General features: G+C 60.5%; 12 protein-coding genes. 10 read left to right on the plus strand and 2 right to left on the minus strand.

Features of this window, described 5'->3' with window-relative positions; genetic code table 11:
• Positions 1 to 46 precede the first annotated feature (46 nt).
• The 4 genes from BVK86_RS01885 (at position 47) to BVK86_RS01900 (ending at position 3,844) form a co-directional block, all read left to right on the plus strand.
• Positions 47 to 1,018 carry a TRAP transporter substrate-binding protein gene (locus tag BVK86_RS01885; protein ID WP_075944792.1) on the plus strand — a complete coding sequence of 324 codons (972 nt, stop codon included), beginning with the start codon at positions 47 to 49 and terminating at the stop codon, positions 1,016 to 1,018.
• Positions 1,019 to 1,097: 79 nt separating this feature from the next.
• Positions 1,098 to 1,625: a TRAP transporter small permease gene (locus BVK86_RS01890; protein ID WP_075944793.1), complete on the plus strand. Its 528-nt coding sequence runs from the start codon at positions 1,098 to 1,100 to the stop codon at positions 1,623 to 1,625.
• The gene (locus BVK86_RS01895; RefSeq protein WP_075944794.1) at positions 1,626 to 2,906 is read left to right on the plus strand and encodes a TRAP transporter large permease; all 1,281 of its coding nucleotides are present in this window, start codon (positions 1,626 to 1,628) and stop codon (positions 2,904 to 2,906) included. It abuts the gene before it with no gap.
• Between the two features lie 74 nt (positions 2,907 to 2,980).
• Complete coding sequence (locus BVK86_RS01900) at positions 2,981 to 3,844, plus strand: aldose 1-epimerase (RefSeq protein WP_075944795.1); 864 nt, start codon at positions 2,981 to 2,983, stop codon at positions 3,842 to 3,844.
• Here the strand turns inward: BVK86_RS01900 and BVK86_RS01905 are convergent.
• Positions 3,839 to 4,642: a sulfite exporter TauE/SafE family protein gene (locus BVK86_RS01905; RefSeq protein ID WP_075944796.1), complete on the minus strand. Its 804-nt coding sequence runs from the start codon at positions 4,640 to 4,642 to the stop codon at positions 3,839 to 3,841. The two genes, BVK86_RS01900 and BVK86_RS01905, sit on opposite strands and share 6 nt — an antisense overlap.
• A 161-nt stretch (positions 4,643 to 4,803) precedes the next feature.
• Here BVK86_RS01905 and BVK86_RS01910 point away from each other — a divergent pair, with 161 nt between their 5' ends.
• Positions 4,804 to 5,667, plus strand: coding sequence for an MBL fold metallo-hydrolase (locus tag BVK86_RS01910; RefSeq protein WP_075944797.1), 864 nt, complete (start codon positions 4,804 to 4,806; stop codon positions 5,665 to 5,667).
• Positions 5,668 to 5,697: 30 nt separating this feature from the next.
• On the opposite strand, the gene bkdR is transcribed toward BVK86_RS01910, so the two are convergent.
• On the minus strand, positions 5,698 to 6,186 hold the full coding sequence (gene bkdR, locus BVK86_RS01915; protein WP_025111414.1) for a Bkd operon transcriptional regulator BkdR: 489 nt from the start codon (positions 6,184 to 6,186) through the stop codon (positions 5,698 to 5,700).
• 185 nt (positions 6,187 to 6,371) lie between these two features.
• Between bkdR and BVK86_RS01920 the strand changes: the two genes are divergently transcribed.
• From BVK86_RS01920 to BVK86_RS01940, 5 genes are all read left to right on the plus strand, one after another.
• On the plus strand, positions 6,372 to 7,607 hold the full coding sequence (locus BVK86_RS01920) for a 3-methyl-2-oxobutanoate dehydrogenase (2-methylpropanoyl-transferring) subunit alpha (RefSeq protein WP_075944798.1): 1,236 nt from the start codon (positions 6,372 to 6,374) through the stop codon (positions 7,605 to 7,607).
• Position 7,608: 1 nt separating this feature from the next.
• The gene (locus BVK86_RS01925; protein WP_075944799.1) at positions 7,609 to 8,667 is read left to right on the plus strand and encodes an alpha-ketoacid dehydrogenase subunit beta; all 1,059 of its coding nucleotides are present in this window, start codon (positions 7,609 to 7,611) and stop codon (positions 8,665 to 8,667) included.
• Positions 8,668 to 9,939: a dihydrolipoamide acetyltransferase family protein gene (locus BVK86_RS01930; protein WP_075944800.1), complete on the plus strand. Its 1,272-nt coding sequence runs from the start codon at positions 8,668 to 8,670 to the stop codon at positions 9,937 to 9,939.
• A gap of 3 nt (positions 9,940 to 9,942) precedes the next feature.
• On the plus strand, positions 9,943 to 11,325 hold the full coding sequence (gene lpdA / locus BVK86_RS01935) for a dihydrolipoyl dehydrogenase (RefSeq protein ID WP_075944801.1): 1,383 nt from the start codon (positions 9,943 to 9,945) through the stop codon (positions 11,323 to 11,325).
• Between the two features lie 201 nt (positions 11,326 to 11,526).
• Positions 11,527 to 12,546: a branched-chain amino acid aminotransferase gene (locus BVK86_RS01940; protein ID WP_075944802.1), complete on the plus strand. Its 1,020-nt coding sequence runs from the start codon at positions 11,527 to 11,529 to the stop codon at positions 12,544 to 12,546.
• Positions 12,547 to 12,550 lie beyond the last annotated feature (4 nt).

Genomic DNA, 12,550 nt, shown 5'->3' on the forward strand with positions numbered 1-12,550 from the left:
ATCGCTGTGCCTTGAATAAAAAAAACAACAAAACTGGAGACCCCCCATGAACTTCAAACGTACCTTGCTCGCCGCTGCACTCCCGCTCGCCTTCTCCCTCAGCAGCGCCGCCCATGCACTGGAGATCAAATTCGCCGACATCCATCCCGCCGGTTACCCGACCGTCGTGGCTGAAGAGCAACTGGGTAAAACCCTGGTGGCCGACAGCGACGGTAAACTGACCTTCAAGATGTTCGCCGGCGGTGTGCTCGGCTCGGAAAAAGAAGTGATCGAACAGGCCCAGGTCGGTGCCATCCAGATGGCCCGGGTCAGCCTTGGCATCGTCGGCCCGGTCGTACCGGACGTGAACGTGTTCAACATGCCGTTCGTGTTCCGCGACCAGGCACACATGCGCAAGGTCATCGACGGTGAAGTCGGCGACGAAATCCTCGACAAAATCACCAATTCCGAATTCAACCTGGTCGCCCTGGCCTGGATGGATGGCGGCACGCGCAACATCTACACCAAGAAACCGGTACGTACCCTGGAAGACCTCAAGGGCATGAAAATCCGTGTGCAAGGTAACCCGATGTTCATCGATACCATTAACGCCATGGGCGGTAACGGCATCGCGATGGACACCGGCGAAATCTTCAGTGCCTTGCAGACCGGCGTGATCGACGGCGCGGAAAACAACCCGCCGACCCTGCTGGAACACAACCACTACCAGAACGCCAAGTACTACAGTCTGACCGGCCACCTGATCCTGCCTGAGCCGATCGTGATGTCGAAGATCACCTGGGAAAAACTCACGCCCGATCAGCAAACCCTGGTGAAAAAAGCCGCCAAGGCCGCCCAGGCGCAGGAACGTACCCTGTGGGACGCAAAATCGGCCAGCAGCGAGGAGAAACTCAAGGCAGCTGGCGTCGAGTTCATCACCGTCGACAAAAAACCTTTCTATGAGGCAACCGCCTCGATCCGCGAGAAATACGGCGCGCCTTACGCCGACCTGATCAAGCGTATCGAAGCCGTTCAGTAATCCCTCTCTGCATACAAGAAAGGCCCGGCGCCACTGATGTGGGTATCGATCAGTGCGCGCCCGGTTACGGTGGAACCCGATGAAGAATCTGCTGTTACGTTTCAATGACAAGCTCTACATGACCTGTATCTGGGTCGCCGGGCTCTCCGTATTGGCCATTGCGCTGATCATTCCCTGGGGCGTGTTTGCCCGTTATGTGCTCGGCACCGGCTCCAGTTGGCCCGAGCCCACCGCCATCCTGTTGATGATGGTCTTCACCTTCATCGGTGCGGCCGCCAGCTATCGCTCCGGCTCGCACATGGCCGTGGCGATGCTCACCGATCGCATGTCGCCAAATGTGCGCAGGGTCATGAGTGTGTTTGCACAATTGCTGATGGCGACCATCAGCCTGTTCATGGCGATCTGGGGCACCAAACTGTGCCTGTCGACGTGGAACCAGTTCATGAGTGCCCTGCCGACCCTGCGCGTCGGCATCACCTACATGCCGATTCCGGTGGGTGGCGTGCTGACGCTGATTTTCGTTCTGGAAAAACTCATGTTCGGTGACCAGAGCAACCGCCGGGTCGTACGTTTCGACGTCGTTGAAGAAAACGAAGGGGCTGCCTGAATGGACGCTTTTATTCTGTTGGGCAGCTTTATCGCGTTGATCCTGATCGGCATGCCGGTCGCCTACGCGCTGGGGCTTTCTGCGCTGATCGGCGCGTTCTGGATCGACATTCCGTTCCAGGCGCTGATGATTCAAGTGGCCGGGGGCGTGAACAAGTTCTCCCTGCTGGCGATTCCGTTTTTCGTGCTGGCCGGTGCGATCATGGCCGAGGGCGGCATGTCCCGCAGGCTGGTGGCGTTTGCCGGTGTGCTGGTGGGTTTCGTGCGCGGCGGCTTGTCACTGGTCAACATCATGGCCTCGACCTTCTTCGGTGCGATCTCCGGTTCTTCGGTGGCGGATACCGCTTCGGTCGGTTCGGTGCTGATACCTGAAATGGAGCGTCGCGGTTATCCGCGTGAATTCGCCACGGCGGTGACCGTCAGCGGTTCGGTACAAGCCCTGCTCACCCCGCCAAGTCACAACTCGGTGCTCTACTCACTGGCCGCAGGCGGCACAGTGTCGATTGCCTCGCTGTTCATGGCCGGCGTGGTGCCGGGCTTGCTGATGAGCGCGTGCCTGATGGTCCTGTGCCTGATCTTCGCCAAGAAGCGTGACTACCCCAAAGGTGAAGTCATTCCGATGCGCGAAGCGCTGAAGATCTGCGGCGAAGCGCTGTGGGGCCTGATGGCGATGGTCATCATTCTCGGCGGCATTTTGTCGGGTATTTTCACTGCCACCGAGTCTGCGGCGATTGCGGTGTTGTGGTCGTTCTTCGTGACCATGTTCATCTACCGCGACTACAAATGGAGCGAACTGCCGAAACTGATGCACCGCACGGTGCGCACGATTTCGATTGTGATGATCCTCATCGGCTTCGCTGCAAGCTTCGGCTACATCATGACGCTGATGCAGATTCCGGCGAAGATCACCACGATGTTCCTGACCCTGTCGGACAACCGTTACGTGATCCTGATGTGCATCAACGTCATGCTACTGTTGCTCGGCACCGTGATGGACATGGCACCGCTGATCCTCATCCTGACGCCGATCCTGATGCCGGTGATTCTGGGGATTGGTGTGGACCCGGTGCAATTCGGCATGATCATGCTGGTGAACCTGGGGATTGGTTTGATAACGCCGCCGGTGGGCGCGGTACTCTTCGTGGGGTCGGCCGTGGGTAAAGTCAGTATCGAAAAGACCGTCAAGGCGCTCCTGCCGTTCTATGCCGTGCTGTTCCTGGTGTTGCTGGGCGTGACTTACGTTCCAGCCTTGTCGCTGTGGTTGCCGCATTTGGTGTTGTAACGAAGTTCAGCAAAACGCCCTGTGGCGAGGGAGCAAGCTCCCTCGCCACAAAAGCCCCACAATGAGCCAATCAGATGACACTGCTCGAACTTGAAGACGCCTTCACCCGCCTCACCCTCGCCCCCGAACTCGGCGGCAGCATCGTCAACTGGGTGGTGCGCAGCACCGGCAAACCCTTGTTGCGTCACACCGACACCCACGCCCTCAACACCGGTTTGCCGGGCAAGCTCGGTTGCTTCCCTTTGGTGCCGTGGTCCAACCGGATTGCCCAAGGCGGTTTCGACTGCCCCGATGGCTGGCTGGCCCTGTCGCCCAACAGCGTCACCGATCCGCTGCCGATTCATGGCAGCGCCTGGCAGCAACCCTGGCAAGTGGTGTCGACGACCCCGGATGAAGTGATCCTGCAACTCGACAGCGCCTGCCCCTTTGCCTATTGCGCCCGTCAACGGTTCCATCTGAGCGAAGGCAAGCTGAGCATCGAACTGAGCGTTACGCACCTGGCCGAACAGCCGGCCTGGCATGGCCTGGGGCTGCATCCGTATCTACCGCGTACCGCCAACACCCAATTGCAGGCGCCCGCCCGTCAGGTGTGGTTTTGCGATTCGGCAAAACTGCCGACTCACCTCGACGAAGTCCCCGCGCACTGGGATTTCCAGCAACTCAAGGGATTGCCCGAAACACTGGTCGACAATGGCTTCTGCGAATGGGATGGCCACTGCCTGATCCAGCAACCGGACCTCGGTTATGAACTGCAGTGCCAGGCCAGCGGCAGTGATTACTACCTGCTCTACTGCCCGGTTGACCTGGGGTTCTTCTGCATTGAGCCGGTCAGCCACCCGGTCAACGCGCACCACCTGCCCGGTCGGCCGGGGTTGCGTTTGCTCGAACAGGGGCAAAGCGCTGAACTGGGTTTCAGCCTGCAATATCGCGCGTTATAAGGCGCGCGCGAGCATGTAGAGGGCAACCACCAGACAGATGCTGGCAAACCCGACTTGCAACGCCCGCGCTGGCACCTGCGCACACAGCTTGCGGCCAATGATCATGCCGACAATGCTCGACACGATAAACGCAATGCCCAAACCGTCGATGCTCACCCCGGCATGGAACGCGCCGATCACGCCGATGGCCGAGATCAGACTGATCACCATCAGCGACGTCGCGACGATCCCGCGCATCTGCACGTCGGTCAGTTGTTTGAAGGCCGGGACGATCAGAAAACCGCCACCGACACCCAGCAATCCCGACACCACGCCGGTCACTGCACCGAGGGCCGCCAGGGTCGCGGTGCATTTGGCGGTCCAGGAAAAGCGCCCGGTCTGTTGATCGAGCATGCAGTTCTTCTGACCCCAGTTGGCATGGCCATGGTCGCTCGGCCCCTCGTCCTGGCGTTCACGACGCAGCATCCGCGCGGCCACCATGACCATCAGCAGGCTGAACAGGATCATCAGGATTTTTTCCGGCAACTGATGGGCAAAGTAGATGCCCACCGGCGAAAACACCGCGCCGAGTGCCGCAATCAAGAGTGCCGCGCGATAGCGCACCAGACCATGCCGCAAACCGTCGATGGCCCCCACCAATGCCGCGCTGCCCACCGCAAACAATGCGACGGGCGCCGCGGTAGTCATGCTCCAGCCAAGGCCAAGCACCAGCGCCGGCACGGCAAGAATGCCGCCGCCGGCTCCGGTCAACCCCAACACCAACCCCATGACCACACCAAAAAAACTCGCCAGCCACATAAAACGCCCGTAATCCATGACAAAGGCCGGGAACGCCCGGTATCGATAGAGTGACAGGATAGAGCCCGCCCGGGTTTTCGTTAACAGAAATGACGCAGGGACTGGTCAGCGCAGGGAGAATGAAACTAACCTCATGGCTTGTTCACCAAGAAACAACTCCCATGCCAGCCCTGATTGAAGCCTTTTTCGACGACGCCTCATCCACCTACAGCTACGTGATCTACGAAGCCGATGGCGGGCCATGCGCGATCGTCGACCCGGTGCTCGACTACGACCCCGCCGCCGGGCGAACCACCACCGTGCAGGCTGACCGCATCATCGCCTTCGTGCGTGAACATCGCTTGCAAGTGCAGTGGTTGCTGGAAACCCACGCCCACGCCGATCACCTGTCCGCCGCGCCCTATCTGCGCCGGGAACTGGGCGGTCAGATCGCCATCGGTCAATCGATCTGCAAGGTGCAAACCGTATTCAAGACCCTCTTCAATCTTGAGCCGGGATTCTGCATCGACGGTTCGCAGTTCGATCACCTGTTCGCCCCGGACGAGTCATTTTCCATTGGCAACCTCAAGGCCAAGGCCCTGCATGTGCCCGGCCATACCCCGGCGGACATGGCGTACCTGATCGGCAACGATGTGATTCTGGTAGGCGACACGCTGTTCATGCCCGACGTCGGCACCGCGCGCTGCGACTTTCCTGGAGGCGATGCTCACCAGATGTTCACCTCGATCCACAAACTGCTGGCCTTCCCCGCCAGCGTGCACCTCTACGTCTGCCACGATTACCCGCCCGAGGGCCGCGCTCCCCAATGTATGACCACCGTCGGTGAACAACGCAGAAGTAACATCCATGTGCGTGACGGCATCGACGAGGCAGCTTTCGTTGCCATGCGTACTCAGCGCGATGAGGGGTTGGGCATGCCGACGCTGTTGCTGCCGGCGATCCAGGTGAATGTGCGGGCCGGGAATCTGCCCCCGGCGGAGGACAATGGCGTGACCTACCTGAAGATTCCGATCAATCAGTTTTAAGATCGACAGTAAGCGGCTCCCTCAAGGCACTCAGGCTCCCAAGGTCAATCCATTCGCCGGCAACGGCAACGCGGTTTTGTAGCGCACCTGCTTGAGCGCAAAACTCGACCGAATGTTCGCCACCCCCGGCACCTTGGTCAGAAAGTCCATCATGAAGCGCTCCAGCGACTGAATGGTCGGCACCAGCACCCGGATCAAGTAATCCGGGTCGCCGGCCATCAGGTAGCACTCCATCACTTCGGGGCGGTCGGAAATCGCCTCTTCGAAATGCTGCAAAGCCTCCTCTACCTGCTTCTCCAGGCTGACGTGGATGAACACGTTCACATGCAGCCCCAGCAGATCGGCATCCAGTAGCGTGACCTGCTCGCGAATCAGGCCCAGTTCTTCCATCGCCTTGACCCGGTTGAAACACGGCGTCGGCGACAGGTTGACCGAGCGTGCGAGGTCGGCATTGGTGATGCGGGCGTTCTCCTGAAGGCTGTTGAGAATGCCGATATCGGTACGGTCCAGTTTGCGCATGAGACAAAACCACCTGTTTTTTATGTTTATGCAGATTTTTTATCTGCAAATGATCTTGAGCGCAACGAAACAGAGAGAAATATTCTTCTTGGCCGGGCCTATGATGTTTGTAGGACAAGATTTCTTCTACCGAACGAAATCTGTCAGCTCACTACAAGAAATTCACAAGATCGAGCGTAGAAGCCATGACCCAAGCGTACGAACCGCTGCGCCTGCACGTCCCTGAACCCTCGGGCCGTCCCGGCTGTAAAACCGACTTCTCCTACCTGCACCTGACCGATGCCGGCACGGTGCGCAAACCCCCAATCGACGTTGAACCCGCCGACACCGCCGACCTGGCCAAGGGCCTGATTCGCGTGCTCGATGACCAAGGCAACGCTCTGGGCCCTTGGGCCGCAGACGTACCGACGGAGATTCTGCGCAAGGGCATGCGCGCCATGCTCAAGACGCGCATCTACGACAACCGCATGGTGGTCGCCCAGCGTCAGAAGAAAATGTCGTTTTACATGCAGAGCCTCGGCGAAGAAGCGATCGGCAGTGCCCAGGCACTGGCGTTGAACATCGACGACATGTGCTTCCCGACCTACCGCCAGCAAAGCATCCTGATGGCCCGTGAAGTGCCGCTGGTGGACCTGATCTGCCAACTGCTGTCCAACGAGCGCGATCCGCTCAAGGGACGGCAGTTGCCGATCATGTACTCGGTCAAAGAGTCCGGTTTCTTCACCATCTCCGGCAACCTCGCCACCCAATTCGTGCAAGCCGTGGGCTGGGGCATGGCCTCGGCGATCAAGGGCGATACCAAAATCGCTTCGGCGTGGATCGGCGACGGCGCTACCGCTGAATCGGACTTCCACACCGCCTTGACCTTTGCCCACGTGTACCGCGCGCCGGTGATTCTCAACGTGGTGAACAACCAGTGGGCGATCTCCACTTTCCAGGCGATTGCTGGTGGTGAAGCCACCACCTTTGCCGGTCGTGGCGTCGGTTGCGGCATCGCTTCGCTGCGGGTAGATGGCAACGACTTCTACGCGGTCTACGCCGCCTCCGCCTGGGCCGCCGAACGTGCCCGGCGCAACCTCGGCCCGACCATGATCGAGTGGGTCACCTACCGTGCCGGCCCGCACTCGACCTCCGATGATCCATCCAAATACCGCCCGGCCGATGACTGGAGCCACTTCCCGCTCGGTGATCCGATTGCGCGTCTCAAGCAGCACCTGATCAAGATCGGCCAGTGGTCCGAAGAGGAACACACCGCCGTCAGCGCCGAACTGGAAGCCGAAGTGATCGCCGCGCAAAAAGAAGCCGAACAGTACGGCACCCTTGCCGGTGGCCAGATTCCAAGCGCCGCGACCATGTTCGAAGACGTCTACAAAGAGATGCCGGAGCACCTGAAGCGCCAGCGTCAAGAGTTGGGGATCTGACATGAACGATCACAACAACAATATCGAGCTGGAAACCGCCATGACCACGACCACCATGACCATGATCCAGGCCCTGCGCTCGGCCATGGATGTGATGCTTGAACGTGATGACAACGTCGTGGTGTTCGGCCAGGACGTGGGTTACTTCGGCGGCGTGTTCCGCTGCACCGAAGGCCTGCAGAACAAGTACGGCACTTCACGGGTGTTCGACGCGCCGATTTCCGAGAGCGGCATCGTCGGCGTCGCCGTGGGCATGGGCGCCTATGGCCTGCGCCCGGTGGCCGAGATCCAGTTCGCCGACTACGTGTACCCGGCCTCCGACCAGATCATTTCCGAAGCCGCCCGCCTGCGTTATCGCTCGGCCGGCGAGTTCACCGCCCCCATGACCCTGCGCATGCCTTGCGGCGGCGGCATTTACGGCGGTCAGACCCACAGCCAGAGCATCGAGGCGATGTTCACTCAGGTGTGCGGTTTGCGCACGGTCATGCCGTCCAACCCGTACGACGCCAAGGGTTTGCTGATCGCCTCCATCGAGAACGATGACCCGGTGATCTTCCTCGAGCCCAAACGCCTGTACAACGGCCCGTTCGACGGCCACCACGACCGCCCGGTAACCCCGTGGTCGAAACACCCGGCCGCGCAAGTGCCGGACGGTTACTACACCGTGCCGCTGGATGTCGCCGCCATCACCCGTCCGGGCAAGGACGTGACCATCCTGACCTACGGCACCACCGTGTACGTCTCGCAAGTGGCTGCTGAAGAAACGGGCATCGACGCCGAAGTCATCGACCTGCGCAGCCTGTGGCCGCTGGACCTGGACACCATCGTCAAGTCGGTGAAGAAAACCGGCCGCTGCGTGGTGGTCCATGAAGCGACCCGCACTTGCGGTTTCGGTGCCGAACTGGTGTCGCTGGTGCAAGAGCATTGCTTCCACCACCTGGAAGCGCCAATCGAACGCGTCACCGGATGGGACACCCCCTACCCGCACGCGCAAGAGTGGGCGTATTTCCCTGGGCCGTCCCGAGTGGGCGCGGCGTTGAAACGGGTCATGGAGGTCTGAATGGGCACGCACGTTATTAAGATGCCGGACATTGGTGAAGGCATTGCAGAAGTTGAATTGTCGGTTTGGCACGTCAAGGTCGGCGACATGGTCGTCGAGGATCAGGTGCTGGCCGATGTCATGACCGATAAGGCGATGGTGGATATTCCATCGCCGGTGCATGGCAAGGTCATCGCCCTCGGCGGTCAGCCGGGCGAAGTCATGGCGGTGGGCAGTGTGCTGATCAGCATCGAAGTCGAAGGTGCGGGCAACGTGAAGGCGTCAGCGCAATCGACTCCGGTTAAAGAAGCGCCGGTTGCCGCGCCGAAAGTCGAAGCCGTGGTGGAAAGCAAACCGGTCGCTGCCGCTGCGCCAAAAGCCGCCGTGTGCCAGGGCCCGATGGTGGCCCGTGAAGCGAATGAGCGTCCATTGGCGTCCCCAGCCGTGCGCAAGCATGCGCTGGACCTGGGCATCCAGTTACGTCTGGTACGCGGTACCGGCCCGGCCGGCCGCGTGCTGCATGAAGACCTCGACGCCTACCTGGCACAGGGTCAGTCGAATGCCTCAACGGTCAGCAGCGCATATACCCAGCGTACCGATGAAGAACAAATCCCGGTGATCGGCATGCGCCGCAAGATCGCCCAACGCATGCAGGACGCCACCCAGCGTGCCGCGCACTTCAGCTATGTCGAAGAAATCGACGTCACCGCCGTGGAAGAGCTGCGTACGCATCTCAACGAAAAACACGGTGCCACTCGCGGCAAGCTGACCTTGTTGCCGTTCCTGGTCCGCGCCCTGGTCGTCGCCCTGCGCGACTTCCCGCAGATCAACGCCCGTTACGACGACGAAGCCCAGGTCATCACCCGTCTCGGCGCGGTGCATGTGGGCATCGCCACCCAGGCCGACATCGGTTTGATGGTGCCGGTGGTACGTCACGCCGAAGCCCGCAGCCTGTGGGACAGCGCTCAGGAAATCTCCCGTTTGGCCGCTGCTGCTCGTAACGGCAAGGCCAGCCGCGATGAACTGTCCGGCTCGAGCATCACCCTGACCAGCCTCGGCGCCCTCGGCGGCATCGTCAGCACCCCGGTGCTGAACCTGCCCGAAGTGGCCATCGTCGGCGTCAACAAGATCGTCGAACGGCCGATGGTGATCAAAGGCCAGATCGTGATCCGCAAGATGATGAACCTCTCCAGCTCCTTCGACCACCGCGTGGTCGACGGCATGGACGCGGCGCTCTTCATCCAGGCCATCCGTGGCCTGCTCGAACAACCCGCCACCTTGTTTGTGGAGTAACGAATGCAAACGTTGAACACCAAGCTGCTGATCATCGGCGGCGGCCCCGGCGGTTATGTGACGGCAATTCGAGCCGGCCAACTGGGCATCCCGACCATTCTGGTGGAAGGCCAATCCCTGGGCGGCACCTGCCTGAACATCGGCTGCATTCCCTCCAAGGCACTGATTCACGTCGCTGAGCAGTTTCACCAGACGCAGCACCACAGCCAGCATTCGGCGCTGGGCATCAGCGTTTCGGCGCCGACCCTGGACATCAGCAAGAGCGTCGAGTGGAAGGACGGCATCGTCGATCGCCTGACCACTGGCGTCGCGGCGCTGCTGAAAAAGAACAAGGTCCAGGTTGTTCAAGGCTGGGCCAAGGTAGTCGACGGCAAGACTGTCGATGTCGGCGACACGCGCATTCAATGCGAACACCTGGTGCTGGCCACCGGTTCGAAAAGCGTGAACTTGCCGATGCTGCCGATTGGCGGGCCGATCATTTCTTCCACCGAAGCCCTGGCGCCGACATCGGTGCCCAAGCGTTTGATTGTGGTGGGCGGCGGTTACATCGGTCTGGAGCTGGGCATTGCCTATCGCAAGCTCGGTGCGGACGTTAGCGTGGTGGAGGCTCAGGATCGGATCCTGCCGGCCTACGACGCCGAACTGACCCAACCAGTGCACGATGAACTGAAAAAACTCGGCGTGAAGCTTTACTTGAAACACAGCGTGCAAGGCTTTGATTCTACGAATAATACCTTGCAAGTCCTGGCGCCAAGCGGCGACACGCTGAACCTGGAAACCCATCAGGTCCTGGTGGCCGTGGGCCGTAAACCCAACACTCAGGGATGGAACCTCGAAGCGCTGAATCTGGACATGAATGGCTCGTCGATCAAGATCGACAACCGCTGCCAGACCAGCATGCGCAACGTCTACGCCATCGGCGATTTGAGTGGCGAACCGATGCTCGCGCACCGGGCCATGGCCCAGGGTGAGATGGTTGCCGAGCTGATCAGCGGCAAGTCCCGCGAGTTCAACCCCACCGCCATCGCCGCCGTGTGCTTCACCGACCCGGAACTGGTGGTGGTCGGCAAGACCCCGGACGAGGCCGAGGCTGATGGCCTTGACTGCATCGTTTCCAGCTTCCCGTTCGCCGCCAATGGTCGAGCGATGACGCTGGAGTCGAAAAGCGGTTTCGTGCGCGTGGTCGCCCGTCGGGACAATCATGTGATTGTCGGCTGGCAGGCAGTGGGCGTCGGCGTGTCGGAGTTGTCCACGGCGTTCGCCCAAAGCCTGGAAATGGGCGCGCGACTGGAAGACATCGGCGGCACCATCCATGCGCACCCGACGCTGGGTGAGGCAGTGCAGGAAGCGGCGTTGCGTGCGCTGGGGCACGCACTGCACCTGTAGAACGCGACCTGTAGGAGCCGGCTTGCCGGCGATGGCGGTGAATCTGATACACCGTGCCGTCTTGATCGCCGGCAAGCCGGCTCCTACAAGGATCGAAATCCGGGCTGCGAAACCGGCCCGGAATGAAGTATTGTTGTCCCCATCCAAAAAACGTCAGAAGCCTTGAACCGTTTCGACGGTTGTTCAGTGATAGAGGGTGTCATGGGTAACGAAAGCATCAATTGGGACAAGCTGGGTTTTGACTACATCAAGACCGACAAGCGCTATCTGTCGTATTTTCGCAATGGCGAGTGGGACAAAGGCACCCTGACCGAAGATAACGTGCTGCACATCAGCGAAGGCTCGACCGCTCTTCATTATGGCCAGCAATGCTTCGAAGGCATGAAGGCCTATCGTTGCAAGGACGGCTCGATCAACCTGTTCCGCCCGGACCAGAACGCCCTGCGCATGCAACGCAGCTGTGCGCGTCTGCTGATGCCACTGGTAGACACCGTGCAGTTCATCGAAGCCTGTAAAGCAGTGGTTCGCGCCAACGAGCGTTTCATCCCGCCTTACGGCACCGGCGGCGCGCTGTACCTGCGTCCGTTCGTGATCGGCGTGGGGGACAACATCGGCGTGCGTACTGCACCCGAGTTCATCTTCTCGATCTTCTGCATTCCGGTCGGCGCCTACTTCAAGGGCGGTCTGACCCCGCACAACTTCCAGATTTCCAGCTATGACCGCGCGGCGCCGCAAGGCACCGGCGCTGCCAAGGTCGGTGGCAACTATGCCGCCAGCCTGATGCCAGGCTCCAAAGCCAAGAAAGCCAACTTCGCCGACGCCATCTACCTCGATCCGATGACCCACACCAAGATCGAGGAAGTCGGATCGGCCAACTTCTTCGGGATCACCCACGATAACAAGTTCGTGACCCCGAACTCGCCGTCGGTACTGCCGGGCATCACCCGCCTGTCGCTGATCGAGCTGGCCAAGACCCGTCTGGGCCTGGAAGTGGTTGAAGGCGACGTGCTGATCGACAAACTGTCGGACTTCAAAGAGGCCGGCGCTTGCGGCACCGCTGCAGTGATCACGCCAATCGGCGGCATCAGTTACAACGACCACCTGCACGTGTTCCACAGCGAAACCGAAGTCGGCCCGGTCACCCAGAAGCTCTACAAAGAGCTGACCGGCGTGCAAACCGGCGACATCGAAGCGCCAGCGGGCTGGATCGTCAAGGTTTGATCTG

This window comes from Pseudomonas reinekei, assembly GCF_001945365.1.
GTDB classification, from domain to species: Bacteria; Pseudomonadota; Gammaproteobacteria; order Pseudomonadales; family Pseudomonadaceae; genus Aquipseudomonas; species Aquipseudomonas reinekei.

Excerpts from the sequence above, each read along its gene's own strand:
- BVK86_RS01885 (WP_075944792.1), top strand. The coding sequence starts at position 47 with ATGAACTTCAAACGTACCTTGCTCGCCGCTGCACTCCCGCTCGCCTTC.
- BVK86_RS01890 (WP_075944793.1), top strand. The coding sequence starts at position 1,098 with ATGAAGAATCTGCTGTTACGTTTCAATGACAAGCTCTACATGACCTGT.
- BVK86_RS01895 (WP_075944794.1), top strand. The coding sequence starts at position 1,626 with ATGGACGCTTTTATTCTGTTGGGCAGCTTTATCGCGTTGATCCTGATC.
- BVK86_RS01900 (WP_075944795.1), top strand. The coding sequence starts at position 2,981 with ATGACACTGCTCGAACTTGAAGACGCCTTCACCCGCCTCACCCTCGCC.
- BVK86_RS01905 (WP_075944796.1), bottom strand. The coding sequence starts at position 4,642 with ATGTGGCTGGCGAGTTTTTTTGGTGTGGTCATGGGGTTGGTGTTGGGG.
- BVK86_RS01910 (WP_075944797.1), top strand. The coding sequence starts at position 4,804 with ATGCCAGCCCTGATTGAAGCCTTTTTCGACGACGCCTCATCCACCTAC.
- bkdR (WP_025111414.1), bottom strand. The coding sequence starts at position 6,186 with ATGCGCAAACTGGACCGTACCGATATCGGCATTCTCAACAGCCTTCAG.
- BVK86_RS01920 (WP_075944798.1), top strand. The coding sequence starts at position 6,372 with ATGACCCAAGCGTACGAACCGCTGCGCCTGCACGTCCCTGAACCCTCG.
- BVK86_RS01925 (WP_075944799.1), top strand. The coding sequence starts at position 7,609 with ATGAACGATCACAACAACAATATCGAGCTGGAAACCGCCATGACCACG.
- BVK86_RS01930 (WP_075944800.1), top strand. The coding sequence starts at position 8,668 with ATGGGCACGCACGTTATTAAGATGCCGGACATTGGTGAAGGCATTGCA.
- lpdA (WP_075944801.1), top strand. The coding sequence starts at position 9,943 with ATGCAAACGTTGAACACCAAGCTGCTGATCATCGGCGGCGGCCCCGGC.
- BVK86_RS01940 (WP_075944802.1), top strand. The coding sequence starts at position 11,527 with ATGGGTAACGAAAGCATCAATTGGGACAAGCTGGGTTTTGACTACATC.